Origin of the sequence: Martinezella tropici, assembly GCF_008370325.1 — a bacterium.
Taxonomy (GTDB): domain Bacteria; phylum Pseudomonadota; class Alphaproteobacteria; order Rhizobiales; family Rhizobiaceae; genus Rhizobium; species Rhizobium tropici_B.
Genome location: NZ_VNIP01000011.1, coordinates 565,467 through 587,005 on the forward strand (window position 1 = coordinate 565,467; position 21,539 = coordinate 587,005).

Sequence of the window (21,539 nt, forward strand, 5' to 3'; positions counted from 1 at the left end):
AACTGCTTGGATATCCGCTTCGACAATGCCGGCGTCGATTACGGCACGCGCACCGCGCTGTTTCCGCTGAGCCTGAGGCTGCAGGAGCGCCGCATCGGGGTGATCGGTCTCAACGGTTCCGGCAAGACGACCTTCGCGCGGCTGATCAACGGGCTCGTCAAGCCGACGACAGGACGCGTCGTGGTCGATGGGCTCGATACCGTCGGGGATGCTGGCAAAGTTCTCGGCAAAGTCGGCTATATCTTCCAGTCGCCGCAGAACCAGATCATCCTGCCCATCGTGCGCGACGACATCGCCTATGGGCTGAAGGCGCGCGGATATGACAAGACGCAAACCGAAGCCGCGGTCGAGGGCATTCTCGGCCGGTTCGGCGTCAGCCATCTCGGTTCGCGGCGAGCACACGAGCTTTCCGGCGGGGAGTTGCAAATGGCCGCCCTCTGCTCGGTGCTGGTGACCGGTCCGGACATTCTCATTCTGGATGAACCGACCAACCAACTAGATCTCAAGAATCGGGCGCTCGTACAGAAGACCATCATGGGGCTGCCGGAAAGCGTCATCGTCATCAGCCACGATCTGCCGCTGCTCGAGGATTTCGAGCGGGTGCTTTTGTTCGACCAGGGTCGGCTTGTCGCCGACGCGTCCGCAGCCGAAGCGATCGCCCGCTACAGGGAGATGGCACGCTGATGCAGACGCTGCATGTCGACGTCGATACCTGGCTGCACCGGCTTTCGCCACGCGTAAAGCTCCTCACGCTGACCGCATTCGGCGTATTGCTTTTCCTGACCCAGTCCATCGCGGTGCTTGCCTGTGCAAATCTTATCGGCGCCGGCTTCTATTTCCGCAGCGGCCTGCCGATCCGAGACGCATTGAAGCGGCTGCGGCCAATCCTGATCTCGATTGCCGTCCTGGCAATTTTCGCGGCACTGGTAGGCCCGCTGCACGCCGCCATCGTTACCGCGCTGCGGCTGACGGCTCTGGCGCTGTTTGCCGCCACGGTGACGGCGACGACATCGATGGCTGCTTTCATCGATGAGATCACCGCCCTTGCCACACCGCTCGAAAAGCTCGGCCTGCTGAAAGCCGCCGATATCGGGCTTGCAATCGGCCTCGTGATCCGCTTCATCCCTGAGATTCTCGATCGCTACCGCGCGATCCGCGAAGCGCATCAGGCGCGCGGGATCAAGACACGCCTGGCGACCACGCTCGCGCCGCTGATCATTCTGACGCTTCGCGATGCGGACAATATCGCGGCGGCGATTGACGCGCGCGGCATTCGGCGTCAATGAACATGGATCTTTTTCGGAAGGAGCCGTCATGAACACCCGCGATCTCGTCCTCTCGGCGCTTTTTGCCGCCATCATCGTGGCGCTCGGCCTCTTGCCGCCCATCCCGATCGGCATCATTCCCGTTCCGATTACGGCGCAGTCGCTCGGCGTCATGCTCGCTGGCGTCGTACTCGGCGCCAAGCGCGGGACGATTGCGGTGCTGCTGGTGGTCGTCCTTGTCACCATCGGCCTACCGGTGCTATCGGGCGGTCGCGGCGGTCTTGCCGTCTTCGCCGGTCCGACGGCCGGCTTCTTCGTCGGCTGGATCTTCGCAGCCTTCATCACGGGCTATTTCTCTGAGAGACTGGTGAAGCCGGAACAGAGCGGCCTCGTTCAGGGCGTCGGCTTCTTCATCGCCGCCGTCATCGGCGGCGTGGTCGTGCTCTATGCGTTCGGCATCGCTTGGCTGACGATCAATATCGGTTTCAGCAAGGCGTTTCTCGGATCCTTGGGCTTTGTACCGGGCGATGTCGTCAAGGCCGTCGTCGCGGCTCTCGTCGGTCGCGCCGTCATGGTCGGCTATCCGCTTCTGCCGCAGCGGAGCTGAAGTACGGCGGGTAAAAGTGTGCAGAGGTTTTACAGCCACGATGTGCGGCTTAGCTCGGCTCACGCCAGGTATTTGTAGAGCCAGTCGCGCGTATCTTCCGGCAGCGGCGCCGGATCGTGTTCGTCGCCGCGGACCGCGAGCCAGAGAATTTCCACCTCAGCCGCCAGTTCGTTGCCGGTTTCGACCATGATCATGAAGCCGATCGACTTGCCGCCGATCTTGTTGACGCTGATCGAAAAGCGGGCAAGATCGTCATAGTGCAAGGCCCGGTGCAGCGAACAGGATGCCTTCCTGGCGATGTAGAGTGGCTCGTCTTCGACCAGCGGCCGCGTGCGCCAGAAATTCGAGAGCACCGTTTCCGCCTGGGAGATGTAGGAGGCGATAAACATTTGGCCGTGCCGGTCGACATCGCGCGGCGGCACCCTTACTTCGACGACATCGGATCGTTCTGCTCTCGCCATCACGCAATAATCCTGGCCGACGCCATATTCGCCTTAATGAAAGCTTAACACCGCGTCCCGATAAGTAAACGGGCGCCATTCAGAGTGGTTAAGGTGGGTTGTTGACATTGTAGTGACATGGTCCATGTCCTGTAATAGGCGTCACACCTCATTTATAGATTGGCCCCATGAGCACACGTCTTTACGAACACCCGATCTTCCTGGAACATATCGTTCCGCCTGGCCACCCGGAGCGGCCGGACCGGTTGCGGTCGCTGAATATCGCGCTGGAGCACCCCAATTTCGAGCGGCTGGACCGGCGAAAGGCGCCTCCCGCCCATGAAGATGCGATCCTGCTTGCGCATCCCGAGGAACATCTAGATTTCGTGCTGCGGTCGATGCCGGACAGGGGTGACGACGGCGAGATCAACCAGCTCGAGGCGGATACCTATGCCAGCCCGAAGACGCTGCAGGCGATCATGCATGGCGTCGGCGGCGCCATGGCGGCGGTCGACGACGTTTTCTCCGGTGCGGCCGACAATGTCTTCGTCGCGGCCCGTCCGCCCGGTCATCATGCCGAGAAGACCAAGGCCATGGGCTTCTGTTTCTTCAACAACGCCGCAATCGCTGCTCGCCATGCGCAAAAGGCCCACGGCGCCGAGCGCGTCGCCATCGTCGATTGGGATGTGCACCACGGCAATGGCACGCAGGACATTTTCTGGGACGATCCGTCCGTGCTTTTCTGTTCCACCCACCAGATGCCGCTCTATCCAGGCACGGGCAAGAAGGAGGAGCGCGGCGCGCACAACACCATCGTCAACGCACCGCTGTCGCCCAATACCGGCGGCGATCATTTCCGCGAGGCCTTCAAGTCGCGCATTCTGCCGGCGCTGCAGGACTTTCGCCCCGACCTCATCATCATCTCAGCCGGCTTCGACGCCCACCACCGCGATCCGCTGGCGCAGTTGAATCTGACGGGCGAGGATTTCGACTGGGCGACGGGACGGCTGCTCGAAGCCGCAGACCGAAGCGCGAAGAACCGGGTCGTCAGCCTGCTCGAAGGCGGCTATGATCTGGAAGGTCTCGCCGAGTCGGCGGGGATGCATATTCTACGCATGATGAAAGGTTGACGATGAGCGAGAGCGCCAAGGCAGATGTATCAGGCTATTCCTTCGAGAAGGCTGTGGCAGAACTTGAGAGCATCGTTGCCCGGCTCGAACGCGGCGATGTGGCGCTGGACGAATCCATTTCGATCTACGAGCGCGGCGAAGCGCTGAAGAAGCATTGCGAGGCGCTGCTCTCGGCTGCCGAGAACCGCATCGAAAAGATCCGGCTGGACCGCGCCGGCAAGCCGCAAGGTGCGGAAGCACTGGACGGCGCATAAGTTCAAAACAGGAAATTTGAGTTTGGCACACATTCCCGGTAGGTTGAGTCCCAACCGAAAGGAGAGCCTCCATGTCCTTCTTCCCAGGCAACGATCCCCAGGCCGGTGATGCCTTCGCCTGCGATGCGATCGAAAACCTCATCATTCCGCGTACCAGCGACCTTGGCGGCTTCTCCGTGCGGCGCGCGCTTCCGAGCAGCCGGCGCCGGCTGGTGGGGCCGTTCATCTTCTTCGACCGCATGGGGCCTGCAATTTTACGGCCGGGCCAGGCGCTCGACGTTCGTCCGCATCCGCATATCGGCCTTTCCACGGTCACCTATTTGTTCGACGGCGAAATCCGCCATATGGACAGCCTCGGCACGGCCAAGGTGATCCGCCCCGGCGACGTCAACCTGATGACGGCCGGACGCGGCATCGTGCATTCCGAGCGTACGCCGGAGAACCTGCGCGACCACCCCTTCGCCATGTCGGGCCTGCAGACCTGGCTGGCGCTTCCCGACGACAAGGAAGAGATCGATCCCTCTTTCGCCCATACGGAAAAGGATGACCTACCGACGATCGCCGATGGCGGCGTGACCGGGCGCGTGGTCATCGGCGAGTTCGAGGGTCTGAAATCGTCGGTAAAGTCCTTCTCCGACACGCTTTACGTCGATCTGCAGCTTCAGCCGAATACGACGTTTCCTTTTGGGGCAGCGCATGAAGAGCGCGCGGTCTATATTCTTTCCGGTTCGCTTGTCGTTTCAGGCGACCGTTTCGAGCAGGATCAGCTCCTCGTCTTCCGTCCCGGCGATGCGATAACGCTAGAGGCGGCCGAAAAAGGCTGTCATCTCATGCTTTTTGGCGGTGCAGCACTCAATTCGAAGCGCTATATCTGGTGGAATTTCGTCTCGTCCTCAAAGGAGCGCATCGAAAAGGCCAAGGAAGAATGGCGCACGGGCCGCTTCGATATCGTGCCGGGTGACGAGGAAGAGTTCATTCCCCTGCCGGAAGGCTAACGGGTTCATAACACTCCCACATGTTTCTTGTTCGGGGGTACCTTGAATTCGGCGCCTTTTGTCGCAATCTGTTTTGACGTAAAGGCGGACAACCGCCCAAGAATAGCAAGAAAGAGGCATCCGCCTTGACACAAATGCCACAGACGCCCCTGCTGGACCGGGTCCAATATCCTTCCGACCTGCGAAAGCTGGAGGACCGGGAATTGCCGCAGCTCGCCCGCGAAGTCCGCGACGAGATGATCGATGCGGTATCGCGTACCGGCGGACATCTTGGCGCCGGCCTCGGCGTCGTCGAACTGACCATCGCCATCCACAGCGTCTTCGATACGCCAAACGATCGGCTGATCTTCGATGTCGGGCACCAGTGTTATCCGCACAAGATTCTGACCGGGCGGCGCGACCGGATTCGCACGCTGCGCCAGGAAAACGGTCTTTCCGGCTTCACACGCCGGGCCGAGAGCGAATACGATCCCTTCGGCGCCGCGCATTCGTCGACATCCATTTCCGCCGGTCTCGGCATGGCGGTTGCCGCCGAGCTCGATAATACCGACCGCCGCGTCATCGCCGTCATCGGCGACGGCGCCATGTCGGCCGGTATGGCCTATGAAGCCCTGAACAATGCCGGCGCGCTCGACGCACGGCTGATCGTCATCCTCAATGACAACGACATGTCGATCGCCCCGCCGACGGGAGCGATGAGCGCCTATCTTGCCCGCCTCGCCTCCGGCCGCACCTATATGGGCTTTCGGGATTTCGGCAAGAAACTAACCGCCTATCTCGGCAAGAAGGTCGACCGCGCGATCACGCGGGCAGTCGAGCACGCACGGGGCTATGTAACCGGCGGCACCATGTTCGAGGAGATGGGCTTCTATCATATCGGCCCGATCGACGGCCATTCCTTCGAGCATCTGCTGCCCGTGCTGCGCAATGTGCGCGACAATGCCCAGGGGCCGGTGCTGATCCATGTCGTGACACAGAAGGGCAAGGGCTATCCGCCGGCCGAAGCGGCTGTGGACAAATATCACGGCGTCAACAAGTTCGACGTTATCACCGGCGCGCAGACCAAGGTGAAGCCGAATGCGCCGAGCTACACAAGCGTCTTTGCGGACGCTTTGGTGCAGGAGGCAACGCTCGACGAGAAGATCGTCGGCATTACCGCCGCCATGCCGAACGGCACCGGGCTGGACAAGCTGCAGGAATTCTTCCCCAAGCGCTGTTTCGACGTCGGTATCGCCGAGCAGCACGCCGTGACCTTTGCGGCCGGTCTTGCCGCCGAAGGCTACAAGCCTTTTGCCGCCCTTTATTCCACCTTCCTGCAGCGCGCCTATGACCAGGTGGTGCATGACGTGGCGATCCAGGGCCTGCCGGTCCGCTTCCCGATCGATCGTGCCGGCTTCGTCGGCGCCGATGGCCCGACGCATGCAGGCTCCTTCGATACGGCCTTTCTGGCCACCCTGCCCGGTTTCGTTGTCATGGCCGCAGCCGACGAGGCGGAACTCAAGCACATGGTGCGCACCGCCGCCGCCTATGATCTAGGTCCGATCTCCTTCCGCTATCCGCGCGGAGAAGGCGTCGGCATCGAACTGCCGGAACGGGGTCAGATCCTCGAAATCGGTAAGGGGCGCGTGGTGAAGCAGGGTTCGAAAGTCGCGCTACTCTCCTTCGGCACGCGCCTGGCCGACAGCCTTGCCGCAGCCGAGGATCTCGATGCCGCCGGGCTTTCGACGACAGTCGCCGATGCGCGCTTCGCCAAGCCCCTCGATCATGATCTCATCCGCCAGCTCGCGGCTCACCACGAAATGCTGATCACCATCGAGGAAGGCTCGGTCGGCGGCTTCGGCAGCCAGGTCATGCAGTTCCTCGCCAATGAAGGCCTGCTCGACAACGGCCTGAAGATCCGCTCGCTCGTCATGCCGGATATCTGGATGGAGCAGGCAAAGCCCGAAGCCATGAATGCCAGAGCCGGTCTCGATCGTGCCGGCATCGTGCAAACGGTATTCCGCACACTCGGCCACGGCCGCATCGTCGAAGCCGCAGGATAGCTTTACACCCCTTTGAGGGGCAATCGTATATGAAATGAGGTCGTTGCCGCGTCCCCCTTCTCCCCGCTGAGGAGAAGGGGTTTCCGGTGCTTATCCGCCTCATATGCGATTACCCTCCCCATCAAGGGGAGGGTTACTAAATCAGAACTCCTCCCAATCGTCGCGGACGGCGGCAGCGGTCGTCGCCGTTGCCTTCCCGCCGAAAGCCTTGGCGACGGTGCGCCCAAGAGCGCGGGCCGGAGATGCGGCCGGCCTCGAACGTGCTGTCGCCACGACCGGACGCGCGGATATGGCCTGCACGGCATCGCCGAGGCGGAACTGCTGCAGCAGCTCGTTGAGTGCCGCGGCTTCGCGGGCGAGCGCATGGCTTGCGGCCGTCTGCTCCTCGACCATGGCGGCATTCTTCTGCGTGCCCTGATCCATGTTGTTGACGGCCGTGTTGATCTCCTGCAGGCCGGTCGACTGCTCGCGGGTCGCCATGACGATCGCACCGACATGGCGGTTGATCTCCTGCACTTCAGAGACGATCAACTGGAGGGCCTTTCCGGTTTCGCCAACGAGCGAGACGCCGGTGTTGACCTGATCGCTTGAAGTCGTGATCAGCGACTTGATCTCCTTGGCGGCATTGGCGGAGCGCTGGGCGAGCTCGCGCACTTCCTGGGCAACGACTGCGAAGCCCTTGCCGGCCTCGCCGGCGCGGGCGGCCTCGACACCGGCATTGAGTGCCAGGAGGTTGGTCTGGAAGGCGATGTCGTCGATGACGCTGATAATGTTGCTGATCTCGCCCGAGGACTTTTCGATCTGGTGCATGGCCGAGACGGCATTGCGCACCACTTCGCCGGAGCGTTCCGCGCCGAGGCGGGCGCGCTCGACGAGATGGCCGACATCTTCGGCACGCTTGGCCGAGTCGCGGACCGTTATGGTGACCTGCTCCAATGCGGCAGCTGTTTCCTCGACCGCGGCGGCCTGCTGTTCGGTGCGCTGCGCCAGATCGTCGGCGGCCGAGCGGATCTCGTCGGCGCCGGCATTGATGGCGGAAGCATTGCGGCCGACGGACTGCAGAGCGGCTTCCAGCTTTTCCACCGCATTGTTGAAGTCGTTGCGGACGCTGTCGAACTGCGGCGCAAAACTATTGCGCAGGCGGGTCGCGACATTGCCGGAAGACAGGGCGGAGAGGCCGTCCGCGAGCGCTTCCATGGCAAAGCGGATTTCGCCCTCTTCACGCGCCTTCTGCTCGTCGTTCATCTGACGCTCGCGCTCGGCATCGCCACGCATGCGCTCGGTCTCGCCGGCGAGGCGCAGTTTCTCGATCCCCGCCTGCTTGAAGACCAGGACGGCATCGGCCATGCGGCCGACTTCGTCGCCGCGGCCGACGGCCGGGACTTCGACATCATGCTCGCCATTCGCCAGTCGGCCCATCGCAGCGGTCATGCCGACGATCGGGCGCACGATGAGGCGCGAGAGCAGCCAGGCGAGAACAGCGGCAGCCAGCGACGCGAAGATGCCGCCGACGATAAGCGTCAGGCGCAGATCGCCGTTAGCGTCGTCCTGCATGGCTGCCAGATCGCTCGCCTTGGCGCGGGCGGCCTGCTTGATCTTGGCGGCAGCGTCACGGAAGCCATCGAGCTGGCCTTTGGTTTCGTTCTGCCCGATCTTGACGATCTGGTCGAGTGGCATCTCGGTTTCCTTGCGAGCCTTGGCCTGCGGCTCTGCGAGCTGATGGAAATAGAGATCGGCGGCTTTCTGCATGTTGTCGATGGCCTGCAGCAGATCCGGGGAATCGGCGGCGACCTGCTTGGCGGCGGCGATGCTTTTCAACATGCGTTCGCGATTGTTGAAAATATCGCCGTAGGTGCTTTCGCTGTGCAGCAGCAGGAAGCCGCGCAGATTGACCGCCTGTTCCAGCATCGCCTGCAGGGAATCGTCGATCAGGCTGACGAGCTGCTGCGACTTGGTTTGCTCGGCGGCGGCACCGGCCGACACTTCTTCCTTGGAATAGACGAATGCGGAAACGCAGGCGAAGATGGCGATCAACGCCGTGAACGTGATGGCAAGCTTGCCATTCAGCGAGAGTTTTTTCGCAAACATGGGCGAGCGCCTCCTGAGCGCCGGTCCTGGCGAGCGTCATTAGGCCGCGATTGGGAGGGAACGCGGCGGATGCTCGAAGAATTCAGGGAGTGGCATGATTGGGACGCAGACGCGCGAAGCCTTCATGGCAGGCGATGATCTCAAAACGATCACCGTAATCACAGGCATCAGTAGAGGCTCGTACTTTAAATTTATTTAATTACGCGCAACTGCATTGAAATGCAGCCGACCGGTGGTGCGTTCCTTCTTCCGACCGCTCTAATTCTGCGGCACGGCAGCGAGAATGAGAATATCCAGATCGTGTTCGGGATAGAAATCTTGCGCCGTCATCTGGAAGGTGGTCGCGCCGGTCTTTTTCACGTCCTTGCCGCAGAAGCTGATGTAGTTGTCTGGGCTGCCCTTATCGACCGTCAGCTCGAAATGCTTGATCGGACCGGACCAGTTGGCGCCCGTCGTCAGCACATAGGAGATCCAGCTTTCGGTATAGCCGCGCCCGCCCTTGTCGACCGCGGCGGCAAGCTTGGACGCCGTCTTCAGGAAGGGTTCATCGAGACAGTACTTGGCGCGATAGGCCTGCAGCTGCTGCTTCTGATAGTCTTCCTCGCCGGCGAAGGTGATGGCCACGGTGCCGCCGACGCTCGGCTTGTAGCGATGCTCGACCACGATCTTCGCCTTGGCCGGAAACTTCGTGCGCCACCAATAGGTGGTGTGCAGCGTCCACATTGGCGTTGGGTGATGCTTCATGCCCTGACCGTCAGTGTCGTATTCGTCATCGGCGATCAGGCCGCGGGCCGTCCAATCATCGAGCACATCGGCGGGCAGCTTGGCGACGGCATCTGCAGCCGCCTTGCTCAGCGGCAGCAGCGGGACGCCGCGAGCGTTCAACTCATCCGTCATGTCGACCCCGGCTACCGATACGTGCTGCTGCAGGGTCGGCGCGATGGCCTTGCCATCCTGCGTGATGGTGAAACCCAGGAAATTATCGGAATCGACATTGCCGGCATCGACCATGCTGTCTACGTCGCCTTTGATATCGGGCATCGGGAAAGCGACGACGCTTTCGACATCCTTGTCGGAGGTGTTTTCGAAGATGTAATCGACGCGGACCTGTTCCGCCGAAATGAACAGCTTTTCCTGCGCCATGCTGATATCGCCGGTGCGGACATAGGCGAGACCGCCCGTCCTCAACTCGGCCATCGTGTCATTTGCCATAGCCGGAACGGCGAACATTGCCATTAGCGCCGCATAGCAACCGATCTTTCGCATGATGCCCCTCGCCCGTTGATTGCGGCGATTATGGCCGGTTGCGATCCGGCGTCAACGCCGATATCAGCATAAAAGGCTTGCAACATGGCCCATTGCCCGGCATGGACAGCCCATGTCCGAACCGCAACGCCTCGACCAGCTCCTCGTCACCCTCTCGCTCTTTGCCAGCCGATCGCGGGCGCGCGATGCGATCCAGCGCGGCACGGTGACCGTGAACGGCAGGATCGTGACGAAGCCGGGCGCGCTGTTTACCGAAGGCGCCGATATCAGCATCGATGATCCCGCGCAGGAATACGTCTCGCGCGCCGCATTGAAGCTGGTGGCGGCACTCGACCATTTCGGTCTCGATCCGCAAGGGCAGCATTGTCTCGATGTCGGCGCATCGACCGGAGGCTTTACCGAAGTGCTGCTGCAGCGAGGTGCCGCCCATGTCACGGCGATCGATGTCGGTCATGACCAGATGCATCCGCGCATAGCCGCCGATCCGCGCGTGACCAATATCGAGGGTCTGAACGCGCGCAACCTGACTGCGGAGGATATAGGCGAGCCTTTCTCCTTCGTCGTTTCCGATGTCTCCTTCATTTCGTTGAAGCTGGCTCTCGCGCCGGCGCTGGCGCTTGCCGAATCCGGCGCGCGGGCAGCCCTGCTCGTAAAGCCGCAATTCGAGGCGGGTCGCGATGCGATCGGCAAGGCCGGCCTCCTGAAGGACCCCGCCTCCGCTCCGGCGGTTGCCGCGGAACTCGAACGCTGGTTTACCGAAGACATGGGCTGGCAAAGCCTCGGCCTCATCGCCTCGCCCATCGCAGGCGGCGACGGCAACCAGGAATTTCTTCTCGCAGGGATCAAGCCATGAGCACCGAAACCGTTACCATCCAGAAGCTCGGCGCCCAGGGCGACGGCATCGCGCAGGGCGCCGACGGCCCGATCTACGTGCCGTTCACGTTGCCAGGCGAAAGCGTTGCCATCGCGCGGGTCAAGAGCCAGGGCACTTTGATGTCGATCGCGTCGGCCTCGCCCGACCGGCAGGAGCCGCACTGTCGGCACTTCGGCCCGCACGGCGTCAACGGCGCCTGCGGCGGCTGCACCCTGCAGCACTATGCCGATGCCCCCTATCGCGCCTTCAAGCGCCAGCTCGTCGTCGATGCACTGCGCTCGAAAGGCTTGACGCCCGAAGTGGACGATATCGTCGCCGCGCATCCTGGCGAGCGGCGCCGGGTTGTCTTCGCCGCGCGCAAGACCGAAAAGGACATGCTGATCGGCTTCAACCAGGCCGAAAGCCACCACATCGTCGCCATCGAGGAATGTCCCATCGCTTCGGCCGGCATCATGGCCCGTCTGCCGGCGATCAAGACGATCGCCGCGGCAATCGCCATCAATGCCGAAGCCTTCCGCATTTCCGTTTTGGAGACGCAGCCCGGCCTCGACCTTGCCGTCGACGGCATCAAATCGCTTTCGGACAAGCAGCGCCGCAGCACGATCGAAACCGTGCTGTCGCTTCGCGGCATCGCGCGCCTTTCGCTGAACGGCGAGATCCTGGTAGAACCGGTGAAGCCGATCATCGATTTCGGCGGCGTGCCGGTCTCGCCGCCGCCGGGCGCCTTCACGCAGGCGACCAAGCAGGCCGAGGACGCCATGGCCGAGTTGGTCTCAACCCATATCGGTAAGGCAAAACGCATCGCCGACCTCTTTGCCGGCAGCGGCACCTTCTCGCTTCGCCTGGCGCGGATCGGGCGAGTGCATGCGGTGGAGAGCGAGGAAAAGCCGCTCGCGGCACTGGACCAGGCCGCACGCACGACACAGGGGCTGAAGCCCGTCTCCGTCGAACGCCGCGACCTCTTCCGCCGGCCTTTAATGACGCAGGAACTGAAAGTCTACGACGCCGTCGTCTTCGACCCGCCGCGCGCCGGCGCGGAATTCCAGTGCAAGGAGCTTGCCCGCTCCCAAGTCAAGAAAATCGTCGCCGTCTCTTGCAATCCCCTGACGCTCGCCCGCGATCTGGCCCTGTTGGTCGAAGGCGGCTACCGCATTACGCGGGTGACACCGATAGACCAGTTCCTGTGGACCTCGCATGTCGAGGTGGTTGCGGCGCTGGAGAAATAATTCTCTTCAGCGCTTCATGAAAGCCTCGAAAGCCACGCGGGCCTCGGCGCTTTTCAGTTGGGCGGCGAAATGCTCGGCTTCTTTCTGGATTCGGTCGAGGACGGTATCCGGCGACCCACGCATCAGATCGCGGGCGATCCGCAGCGCTTCGGGCGGCTTGGCGGCGAGCTTGGCGGCCAGCGACAGCGTTTCGGCCTCCACCGCGTCCGGTGACGTCACTTTCCAGATGAGGCCGGCTTCCTTTGCTTCGGCAGCGGAGAAGCCTTCGCCGAGGGCGAGCAGGGCAAAGGCGCGCTGATGGCCCATGACGCGCGGGGCAAGCAGGCTCGAGGCGGCTTCGGGAACCAGCGCAAGATCGACGAAGGGTGTCTTGAACAGGCTGCGGTCGGAGGCAATCGTCAAGTCGCAATGCAGATGGATCGTGGTGCCGATACCGATCGCCAGCCCGTCGACGCCGGAGACGACGGGCTTCCTTGTGCTCGCCAGCGCAACGAGAAAATCAATCACTTCGCGCCCCATATTGCCACTCATGGCGAAGGCGAGGAAATCGGCCAGATCGTTACCGGCCGAAAAGCAGCCTTCCGTGCCGAGGAAGGCATGAACGCGGATATCCGGCGTGTCCTCCGCCGCTTTCAGCGCATCGGTCATGGTCTGATACATGGCGCGGGTGATGGCATTCTTCTTTTCCGGTCGGTTGAACCGGATGACCTGGACCTGCGGCGCGGTCTCAGGGCGTTCGATGAGGATATGGTCGGTCATCATATGTCCTTAGGCAAGCGCGATGCGAGCGGCTTCAAGGCTGCCGGCTCCGGCAATAACACGGTCGGCAAGGGCGGCGGTTTCAGCCAAAAGATTCTCGGCGGCGAAGCGGCAAAGCGCAATGCGCTTACCGCCCTCGCCATCGCCTGCATCGGCGAGGCCTCCCTTGGCCAGATAGCTTCCGGTCAGCACAAGGCCAAAGAGCCGCTGGTAAGGCGTGGCGCCCGCCAGGGCCTCAACAACGGCGCCCTCGGCCTGTTTCGACAACAACCAATCGCTCGCCTTTTCCAAATCGGCAATGGCCGCCTGCAGCCGCGACGCCGTTTGGCCGAAACCCTCGAGATTGGACTTGGCGACCGTATCGGCGATCTCGCGCAGTTCACCAATCAAACCGCGCACATGGTCGCCGTTGGCGATCGTCAGCTTGCGCGTCACCAGATCGATCGCCTGGATGCCGTTCGTACCCTCGTAGATCGGCGCGATGCGCGCATCGCGAAGCAGGCGTGCAGCCCCGGTCTCTTCGATGAAGCCCATGCCGCCATGGACCTGGATGCCGAGCGAGGCGACATCGACGCCGGCATCGGTGGAGAAGGACTTGGCGATCGGCGTCAGCAATGCGGCACGTTCCTGCCAGAAGCGGGCCTTCTGCTGATCGCGGTGCGACATGTCGATGGCCTCGGCACAGGCGTAGCAGATGGCGCGCGAGCCTTGAGTCAGCGCCTTCATCGTCAGCAGCATACGCGCGACATCGGGATGCTCGATGATCGGGCTCATGCCCGACGATGTCGTACCGGGCGCGCGGCCCTGCGTGCGCTCCCGGGCATAGGCAATGGCCTTCTGGGTCGCGGCCTCGGCAATCGCGACACCCTGGATGCCGACGGCAAGACGGGCATTGTTCATCATCGTGAACATGCAGGCGAGGCCCTTGTTCTCCTCGCCGACGAGCCAGGCAACCGCGCCCTTTTCCAACCCGTATTTGCCATCGCCATAGATCATCGTGCAGGTCGGCGAACCGTGGATACCGAGTTTATGCTCGAGCGAATGGGCGAAATAGTCATTGCGGGCGCCGAGCGAGCCATCGTCGTTGACAAGGAATTTCGGCACGAGGAACAGCGAAATGCCGCGTGTGCCGGCAGGCGCATCGGGAAGACGGGCGAGAACGAAATGGACAATGTTCTCCGCCGCCTCGTGATCGCCCCAGGTGATGAAGATCTTCTGGCCGAAGAGACGGTAGGTGCCGTCGTCGCGGCGTTCGGCGCGGGTGCGCAGCGCCCCGACATCGGAGCCGGCATGCGGCTCGGTCAAGTTCATCGTGCCGGACCATTGCCCGGATACGAGCTTTTCCAGGTATTTTCTCTTGAGGTCGTCGCTGCCATGGGCAATCAGCGCCTCGACCGCGCCCATGGTGAGTGTCGGCGCCAGACCGAACGCCATGGAAGCCGAGTTCCACATTTCCAGCGTCGCGACATTCAGCATATGCGGCAGGCCCTGCCCGCCGAATTGCTCGGGCGCGGTCAAGCCGTTCCAGCCGCCGGCGATCCAATCGCGATAGAGCTTCTCCCAGCCATCGGGAAGCACCACCTTGCCATCGACCAGTTTCGCACCCTGCTTGTCGCCGATCTCGGCAAGCGGCTCCATCTCCTCGCCGGCAAAACGACCGGCTTCCGACAGGATGGCATCGACGACATCGGCGCTCAGATCGCCAAGGATGCCTTCGTCCATCGCGCGCTCCATGCCCGCGACATGCTTCAGCGTGAATGCGATTTCTTCGACTGGCGCCTTGTACATGCTGCTTCCTCCGCATTGGTGCCGGCAATCATCCGCCTCACCCGGATCATTGCTCATCTGTGGTCATAGCTAGTTTATTTTTACGTAAACGTCAATTTTAGCGAGGCGGCAAAGATGTTGATTTCCACCCTCTCGCGAACCTTGAGCTCCTATACGTCTTGCGCGCGCCGTGCGGCTGTGACATCGCCGCCCGCAGCCACGATTATTCTACCAAAGCACGGACTTGCATAAACAATCGTCATGAACGAAGACTAAGGCAACTGTTCAGAAACCCGAATGACACAGCCATGAACACGATCACGTCAGTCAACACGATACCCGGCTTCATCTGGGCTTATCGTCTCCGCCCAGGCGAAGCCAGGCCGGAGCGGCTGCCCGACGATACCGATCGTTCAACGCTCTTTAGCGACGACGGCTTCCTGTGGCTGCATCTCAATCTCGTCGATGCGCGCGTTCCGGCTTTTCTGGAGGATGCACCGGGCCTGAACGAAGCCGCCCGCATAGCGCTGACAAGCCACGAGACGCATGCAACAGTCACCGTCGACGAACAGATGCTCTTTGGCACGCTGGTCGATTTTCAGCGCGACTTTGCCAGAGACACTCACGACATCGGCTGGCTGCATTTCGCCGTGACCGACCGCATGCTCATCACCAGCCGGCTGCAGCCGCTTCGTAGCCTGGATCGGGCGCGAATGCTGATCGACAAGAATGCTACGAGGTTTTCGCGTCCCCTCGATATTTTCGAGCTGCTGGTCGTCGAATTCCAGCGCACCCTGATTTCGGTCGTCATCGAGATCAGCGAAGAGCTCAACCTCATCGAAGACTTCGTCCATGGAAATACGTCACGCGACGAACGCGCGCGGCTGCCGCCCGTGCGGCGGACGATCGTGCGACTGCACCGGCATCTGCGCACGGTGCTGTCGCTGATGCGCCATGCGGCCGCCTCCGACGACGAGGAAATGCCGCTGGGTTTCGAGGACGTCGCCGGGCGTTTGACAGGTCGGCTGGAAGCTGTCGAGCACGATGTCTATGCATTGCAGGAACGAGCCAGGCTGCTGCATGAAGAAATCGACTCGAAGCTCGGGTCCGAGATCAACCGCCATCTCTACATCCTGTCGATCATGACCGCGTTTCTGCTGCCGCCGACGCTGGTAACCGGCTTCTTCGGCATGAACACCTCGAACCTGCCGCTTTCCGGCGGCGCGGGTGGTACGGAATATGCCGTCGGCTTCATCGTCGCCTCCATGCTGCTGGCATGGTGGCTGCTCAAGCGGGTCAACATTCTCTAAGGATGAGACATGGAAAAGCCGTCCGGAAGGGACCGGACGGCTGGTATCGGCAATTCTGGAACCGCCGCTTAGAAATACGGCGAATAGCACTGGCGGCGCGGACCGTAGTTCGGCTGGAATGTGTTGTCGTAAGCACGGTAGGAGCGATAGCGCGATTCGCACCAACCAACGTGACGCGGATTGATGCCGGCGCTCGGGGCCGGAGCCGGCTCATAGTACCGCGGCTGGCTGGCGATCGCACCGCCGATAAGCGCGCCTGCGCCGAAGGCGGCCAGCGGGAACCAATAGCCGTCGTGATAACGATAGCCGCGACGATAGCCTGAGTAGCCGCGATAGCCTCCATACCAGCCACGACGATAGTAGCCGCCGTAATGGCGCCATTGAACCTGTTCGACGTTGCCAAGCGCGGACTTTTCTACGGGTACAGCCGGCGCGGCGGGCATCTGCACGGCAAAAGACGGTGTGAAGCTCGTCAGGGCGACGGCGGCCGTTAAGGCGACTGTCGCGATTTTTGCACGGAAACCAAGCATTTTCATCTCCATTCCCTGGTTTGACTTGATACTCAAGCCTACAGCGTTTCATGTCGGGAATGCTTCCCGAGCAAGGTTTCGACGCCTGCTTCGTCGCATATCCGAGTACACGGCAAGAAACGCGGCAGCGCGTTATTTCGTTCCTCAAATCCCTACCAATTTAAGGAGTTATGCGGGGCTCCACGATGAATTTATAGTGATTTCTTTCTTAACCCAAGATTAACCAGCAATCCTTACTATTATTTCATGAAAGGATACCGAAAGAGTAACCTCCTCATTTTCAGCTTGCTGACGATCCTGACCCTGATGGGGCCGGTCTCCAAGCCTTCGGCCGGTGAAAGCCCGCCCTGGACCGATCCGAAAAACGCCCTTATCGTCGATGCTTACGAGCTGAACACCATCGACTGGAACGCGTTTCTGCAGGATAAGCGCATCGCAGGCTTCATCTCCAAGGCGTCGGATGGATTGCCTGAAAGCTTCAGTTGCACCGGCGACCACGGCGGCGATACGGTGGCCCATTGCAGGACGATGTGGCGCAAATATGCTGTCAGCCGCGAGCTGTTCCAGACCCGCCGCATGCTGGCAAAGGCGAATGGCCTGTTATGGGGCGCCTATCATCTGGGGCGGCCCGGCAATCCGATCGACCAGGCCAATCATTTTCTCGATTATGCCGATCCACAGCTCGACGAACTCATGGTGCTCGACATCGACGGCATCGACGCGGCGCAATTCATGTCGCTCGACGATGCGCAGATCTTCGTCGCCCACATCAAGGTCAGAACCGGGCGATACCCCATTCTCTACGTCAATCACAATACGGCGCGTTATATCGCCGATCACCGGGGCACCTATCCGCTGCTGTCGCGGCTGCCCTTGTGGTATGCACGCTATAAGCCCGATGTAAAAGGCGCCTTCCCACTCGGCAACTGGGATAGCTATGCCATCTGGCAGTTCGCTTCTTCGGACAATTGCTCGGAAAAGAGCTGTCCCTATCGCGTTCCGGGCACGTTGACCGATATCGACGTCAATGTCGTCCCGATGACGAAGGTTCAGCTCGCCAGGGTCTGGCCGCAGGGCGATCTGCTGCCGGCCAAGCCGCTGCCTGCACCGGACTTGACGATCGCGCTTGCACAGATGTGTAGCGGGCCGCGGCAGACGCTTGTTTCACTCGTAGTCGACGTCGATCCGGTCGTCACGGCGTCAAACCCGCAGTCGAAACCGGTCGAGATCAACGAGCTGAACTATCAGGATTTCTAGAGCGGTTCAGCTTTTCTTCGAATCGCGAAAACGCTCTAGCCTTTTGTTGTTACGCAAATCCGGTCGGAAAACCGCTTCGCACTTTTCCGGGAATTGCTCTAGGCCTCGACCTGGACGTCCGTCTTCGGACGCGAACAGCAGGCGAGGATATAGCCCTCTTCGATCTCGTCATCGAGGATACCGCCATTGTGGCTCATCTCGACTTCGCCCGAAAGCTTCAACACCCGGCATGTGCCGCAGAGCCCCGATTCGCAGGCTGCTCCGATGCGCACGCCGGCGCCGCGCGCCGCCTGAAGCACGGTCTGTCCCGCCGCACAGACGACGTCCTTGCCGGCCATGGTGAAGCGGATCGTTGTCGCGGCCTCGCCCGATGCATCATCGGAAACCTCCGCAAGCGGCGTTGCGGCATTGGCCGGCTGGAAGCTTTCCTGATGGTAGCGCGACATGTCAAAACCATGCGCCTCCAGCATGGAGCGCACGGCATCCATGAAGACTTCCGGGCCGCAGCAGAAGATGGTCCGGTCCATGAAATCGGGCGCCAGCAGGCCGATCTTCGCCTTGTCGATGCGGCCCTTCAATCCCGACCAGAGATCGGTACGGCCGCAGCCCTCGACGATGAAGCCGAGATTGAGGTTCGGCATAAAACGGGCGAGATATTCGAGCTCGGACCGGAAGATGATGTCGGCCGGGCCGCGCGAGCAATTGACGAAGGTGATATCCGACAGCGGTGCGGTATCGGACATGTAGCGGGTCATTGACATCATCGGCGTGATGCCGGAGCCGGCGGAGATGAAGAGGTATTTCTCGCCGGGATGACGGATATGGCTGAAATCGCCGATCGGGCCGAAAGCCTTGATGCGCATGCCCGGCTTCAGGTTCTCGAACATCCAGCGCGTGCCGATGCTGTCCTTCTGCGCCTTCACCGTCACGGCGACCGAGAAGGGCCGCGACGGCGTCGACGACAGCGTATAGGTGCGCATGACCGGCTCCGGAGCCGTCGGCAGCTCGAGCGTCACGAACTGGCCCGGCAGGTAGCGGAACCAGTTGTCCTTGTCGGAGCGGAACGTGAAGGTCATCACGTCGGGCGCTTCGGGCGTTGCCGAGAGGCATTCGAGCATATGCTGCCTGTCGCTCCAGGGCTGCATCTGGTCGAGGTGGCGGTGCGGAAGGGAGACGGCCATGTTCATGCTCAGGCAACCGCCGACAGCTTGGCCTGGTCACCCTGCAGCCGGTTGATCATGAACGTCGTGTACCATTCGACGAACTGCATGACGCCGCCTTCATGGATTTCCGAATAGGGACCGGGCTCATAGGCCGGCGAGCGGATGCCGAAGGCATTTTCCTCGACGATGCGGCGATCCTGATCGTTGGTTTCGGTCCAGACGTGGGTCAGCTCTTCCAGATTGTAGTCGACGCCCTCGACGGCATCCTTGTGGACGAGCCACTTCGTGGTGACGGCGGTTTCCTCGGCGCTGATCGGCAGGACACGGAAGGAAATCGCATGGTCGCCGAGGATGTGGTTCCATGTCGTCGGGTAATGGAATAGCAGCATGGTGCCGATGCCATTGATCGTCACATCGGGCGAAAGCGGCCGCCTGACGGCATTCTGGCCGGACATGGTGTAGCTCTCGGCGCCTTCGATCAGCGGCATGCGCGCAGTACGGAACTGGCCATCCGGCGAGATCTTGAACTCGCTCGGCAGGCCGGCCGCTTCGCAGCGCTGCCAGTGCTCGGTAATGACAGGGTCGTTCATCGCGCCCTGTACGCCAGTGACGGTCGGCGCTTCGGGGAAAGTGCGGCAAAGTTCGGGGTGATTGGCCGCGCAATGGTAGCATTCGCGGTTGTTTTCCCAGACGAGCTTCCAGTTGCCCTTTTCGATGATGGTGCTCTGGAAGGCGACCTTGGCTTCGCTGATGCGGTGCGGTGCCATATAGGGCTCGATCGTCGCGCGAACCGGCGCGAAATCCGGAGCGTTCTGCGCCAGGCAGATGAAGATGTAGCCGCCGACGCTTTCGCAATGAACCGGCTTCAGCGAGTGCTGGCTCTTGTCGAAATCCTCGGCCATCTGGCGGGCGAAGAGCAGCGAGCCGTCGAGCTCGTAGGTCCACTGGTGATAGGGGCAGACGAGCTTCGCCGAAGACCCGCGCTCGGTGGTGCAGACGCGCGAGCCGCGATGGCGACAGCTGTTGTGGAAAGCGCGGATGACCTGATCGCGGCCGCGGACGATCACGACGGGATAATCGCCGATCTGGACGGTGAAATAATTGCCCGCGCGCAGCACTTCGCAATCATGGCCGATGAACAACCAGTCGCGATAGTAGATCGTCTCCATATCGAGCTTGAAGTAATCCGGATCGGTATAGAATGGTTGCTCCAGACTCAAACCCGTCCGGTGGTTCTTCAATTGCCGCAGAACTTTGCTGCCGATATCCATTTGCCTATCCTTCGCAGTACCAGGAAACGGGCGAAGGACATGCATGGCTGGTTGAAGACAGCCGAAAGCAATGTCCCGACCGCCCGCCGCGGTCAGTAAACCATATGTGCCCAAGGCTGGTTTCCGGGCTCTGGAGCGGCCCTGTTTCCAGAGCCCCATGGCACCTTCCCAGGTCGATCGACCCAGTGGCTTTATTCGCCATGCCTCACTCCACCACCGTTGCGGGGGCAGCGCCGGATTTTGACCGGCTTCCCAATTCTCCGTCTCCCTAGCAGACGGCACCTTGAGATTGATGTCATCATATCGCTCGGCCCGATCGGCTGCTGCGCTGCAATGCGACATCGGCTTCGAAATTGACGACAGGCGAAACCGGACGATGGGACGGTTGTATATCGGGACAATATAGAAATACGATTCAATCGCTTAGGCGCTTGCATGAGAAATGGCCCACGCATCGCATTCGTATTCCACCAATGACGCTTTATCCTGATTGCGACAGGTCCGCGAACGACCGATAATCAGGGGAATGATTGGGCGGCGCAGAGCGCCAGCGAGCCGCCATAGGGAGCCTTCGGTCCGGCGCGATTAAGCTCGGCTCAAGCTCCGTGATCCATCATGTCGTCTGAAGAGTTTTATAGCGAGATCCGGCATGGCCAAACTCAGATATTTCGACGCTGGGAAGCCCGCCGAGCCCGAACCGGCGCCAGCGGTATCGACGACGGGCTACAGCGAATTCCTGCGGACCGGCCGCATCAACCGCAACAGGCCGCATTGGCTGGCGGAAGAGCGGGAATACCTCACCCATGAACAGGTGGCCGAACGCACGGCGCTGAAGCTCAGGGACGCCGGCGAAAAGACCCATGACCGGCTCAACAATTTCCACAAGTCCATCCGCTTTCCGAAACTCATCTTTCATCACACGCTGAAGGACACACCGCATCTCGGCTATTGTCACGTTACCGCCGCGCGGACCCAGTTCGCGCGATATGAGGAAGTGAACTGGGCCTTCTACATCGCCAACTTCTTTGCCCGCATCGGCCAGGAAGAGAACTTCTTCGAAGACATCAGTCTGAAATATTCGCGGATGTATTTCGCCGTCGCCATCCATCCGGACAGGCAAGCGGAAGACAAGAAGCTGACGATCAATCGCGACATTCGCGGCAATGGCGTGCTGTTCCACACGCACGATCCGCAGATCGCCATCCGCAACGTTCTTCTCCTCGGGGCGCGCAACGAGCAGCTTCGCGACATCATTCGCCAGCTTTGACGATTGATCCGAAAACTCGAAGAGCATA

At 61.3% G+C, this 21,539-nt stretch carries 20 protein-coding genes and 1 riboswitch; of the genes, 12 read left to right on the forward strand and 8 right to left on the reverse strand.

Going from position 1 to position 21,539, the window contains the following annotated elements; genetic code table 11:
- Window positions 1–6 precede the first annotated feature (6 nt).
- Genes FP026_RS23685 through FP026_RS23695 form a run of 3 tightly spaced genes read left to right on the forward strand, consistent with a single transcriptional unit; the run spans window position 7 to window position 1,872 of the window.
- On the forward strand, window positions 7–684 hold the full coding sequence (locus FP026_RS23685; protein ID WP_149637026.1) for an energy-coupling factor ABC transporter ATP-binding protein: 678 nt from the start codon (window positions 7–9) through the stop codon (window positions 682–684).
- Entirely contained in the window at window positions 684–1,286 is a 603-nt protein-coding gene (locus FP026_RS23690) for an energy-coupling factor transporter transmembrane component T family protein (RefSeq protein WP_149637027.1), read from the forward strand. The genes FP026_RS23685 and FP026_RS23690 overlap by 1 nt, the downstream gene beginning before the upstream one ends.
- A 28-nt stretch (window positions 1,287–1,314) precedes the next feature.
- A complete protein-coding gene (locus FP026_RS23695) occupies window positions 1,315–1,872 on the forward strand; it encodes a biotin transporter BioY (RefSeq protein ID WP_149637028.1) in 558 nt (185 codons plus the stop codon).
- Between the two features lie 59 nt (window positions 1,873–1,931).
- On the opposite strand, the gene FP026_RS23700 is transcribed toward FP026_RS23695, so the two are convergent.
- The gene (locus tag FP026_RS23700) at window positions 1,932–2,333 is read right to left on the reverse strand and encodes an acyl-CoA thioesterase (RefSeq protein WP_149637029.1); all 402 of its coding nucleotides are present in this window, start codon (window positions 2,331–2,333) and stop codon (window positions 1,932–1,934) included.
- 167 nt (window positions 2,334–2,500) lie between these two features.
- On the opposite strand from FP026_RS23700, the gene FP026_RS23705 reads away from it, so the two are divergent.
- From FP026_RS23705 to dxs, 4 genes are all read left to right on the forward strand, one after another.
- A complete protein-coding gene (locus tag FP026_RS23705) occupies window positions 2,501–3,442 on the forward strand; it encodes a histone deacetylase family protein (protein ID WP_149637030.1) in 942 nt (313 codons plus the stop codon).
- A gap of 2 nt (window positions 3,443–3,444) precedes the next feature.
- Complete coding sequence (locus FP026_RS23710; RefSeq protein WP_149637031.1) at window positions 3,445–3,696, forward strand: exodeoxyribonuclease VII small subunit; 252 nt, start codon at window positions 3,445–3,447, stop codon at window positions 3,694–3,696.
- A gap of 71 nt (window positions 3,697–3,767) precedes the next feature.
- The gene (locus FP026_RS23715; protein WP_149637032.1) at window positions 3,768–4,691 is read left to right on the forward strand and encodes a pirin family protein; all 924 of its coding nucleotides are present in this window, start codon (window positions 3,768–3,770) and stop codon (window positions 4,689–4,691) included.
- Between the two features lie 125 nt (window positions 4,692–4,816).
- Window positions 4,817–6,733 (forward strand): 1-deoxy-D-xylulose-5-phosphate synthase, encoded by a 1,917-nt coding sequence (dxs, locus tag FP026_RS23720; protein ID WP_149637033.1) that lies wholly within the window; start codon window positions 4,817–4,819, stop codon window positions 6,731–6,733.
- Between the two features lie 141 nt (window positions 6,734–6,874).
- Here the strand turns inward: dxs and FP026_RS23725 are convergent, their stop codons facing one another.
- Window positions 6,875–8,821: a methyl-accepting chemotaxis protein gene (locus tag FP026_RS23725; protein ID WP_149637034.1), complete on the reverse strand. Its 1,947-nt coding sequence runs from the start codon at window positions 8,819–8,821 to the stop codon at window positions 6,875–6,877.
- A 258-nt stretch (window positions 8,822–9,079) separates the two neighbouring features.
- Window positions 9,080–10,087, reverse strand: a complete 1,008-nt coding sequence (locus FP026_RS23730; protein WP_149637035.1) for a DUF4424 domain-containing protein — start codon at window positions 10,085–10,087, stop codon at window positions 9,080–9,082.
- A gap of 112 nt (window positions 10,088–10,199) precedes the next feature.
- Between FP026_RS23730 and FP026_RS23735 the strand changes: the two genes are divergently transcribed.
- On the forward strand, window positions 10,200–10,940 hold the full coding sequence (locus FP026_RS23735; RefSeq protein ID WP_149637036.1) for a TlyA family RNA methyltransferase: 741 nt from the start codon (window positions 10,200–10,202) through the stop codon (window positions 10,938–10,940).
- Window positions 10,937–12,187 (forward strand): class I SAM-dependent RNA methyltransferase, encoded by a 1,251-nt coding sequence (locus tag FP026_RS23740; RefSeq protein ID WP_149637037.1) that lies wholly within the window; start codon window positions 10,937–10,939, stop codon window positions 12,185–12,187. Before FP026_RS23735 ends, FP026_RS23740 begins: the two co-directional genes overlap by 4 nt.
- Before the next feature lie 6 nt (window positions 12,188–12,193).
- Here the strand turns inward: FP026_RS23740 and FP026_RS23745 are convergent, their stop codons facing one another.
- Both FP026_RS23745 and FP026_RS23750 read right to left on the reverse strand, forming a co-directional pair.
- Window positions 12,194–12,946 (reverse strand): crotonase/enoyl-CoA hydratase family protein, encoded by a 753-nt coding sequence (locus FP026_RS23745; protein ID WP_149637038.1) that lies wholly within the window; start codon window positions 12,944–12,946, stop codon window positions 12,194–12,196.
- Window positions 12,947–12,955: 9 nt separating this feature from the next.
- On the reverse strand, window positions 12,956–14,734 hold the full coding sequence (locus FP026_RS23750) for an acyl-CoA dehydrogenase (protein WP_149637039.1): 1,779 nt from the start codon (window positions 14,732–14,734) through the stop codon (window positions 12,956–12,958).
- 287 nt (window positions 14,735–15,021) lie between these two features.
- Here FP026_RS23750 and FP026_RS23755 point away from each other — a divergent pair, with 287 nt between their 5' ends.
- A complete protein-coding gene (locus tag FP026_RS23755) occupies window positions 15,022–16,023 on the forward strand; it encodes a transporter (protein WP_149637040.1) in 1,002 nt (333 codons plus the stop codon).
- A gap of 68 nt (window positions 16,024–16,091) precedes the next feature.
- Here FP026_RS23755 and FP026_RS23760 read toward each other — a convergent pair whose 3' ends face one another.
- Complete coding sequence (locus FP026_RS23760) at window positions 16,092–16,553, reverse strand: BA14K family protein (RefSeq protein WP_149637041.1); 462 nt, start codon at window positions 16,551–16,553, stop codon at window positions 16,092–16,094.
- Window positions 16,554–16,799: 246 nt separating this feature from the next.
- Here FP026_RS23760 and FP026_RS23765 point away from each other — a divergent pair, with 246 nt between their 5' ends.
- Window positions 16,800–17,810: a glycoside hydrolase family 25 protein gene (locus FP026_RS23765; protein WP_149637042.1), complete on the forward strand. Its 1,011-nt coding sequence runs from the start codon at window positions 16,800–16,802 to the stop codon at window positions 17,808–17,810.
- Between the two features lie 98 nt (window positions 17,811–17,908).
- Here FP026_RS23765 and FP026_RS23770 read toward each other — a convergent pair whose 3' ends face one another.
- Together FP026_RS23770 and FP026_RS23775 are read right to left on the reverse strand one after the other, a co-directional pair.
- Window positions 17,909–18,997: a hybrid-cluster NAD(P)-dependent oxidoreductase gene (locus tag FP026_RS23770; RefSeq protein ID WP_149637043.1), complete on the reverse strand. Its 1,089-nt coding sequence runs from the start codon at window positions 18,995–18,997 to the stop codon at window positions 17,909–17,911.
- 2 nt (window positions 18,998–18,999) lie between these two features.
- Window positions 19,000–20,244: an aromatic ring-hydroxylating oxygenase subunit alpha gene (locus FP026_RS23775; RefSeq protein ID WP_149637044.1), complete on the reverse strand. Its 1,245-nt coding sequence runs from the start codon at window positions 20,242–20,244 to the stop codon at window positions 19,000–19,002.
- 97 nt (window positions 20,245–20,341) lie between these two features.
- Window positions 20,342–20,545: riboswitch (cobalamin riboswitch) on the reverse strand.
- 348 nt (window positions 20,546–20,893) lie between these two features.
- Here FP026_RS23775 and FP026_RS23780 point away from each other — a divergent pair.
- Entirely contained in the window at window positions 20,894–21,511 is a 618-nt protein-coding gene (locus FP026_RS23780; protein ID WP_120663161.1) for a DUF6656 family protein, read from the forward strand.
- The last annotated feature ends 28 nt before the right edge of the window (window positions 21,512–21,539 follow it).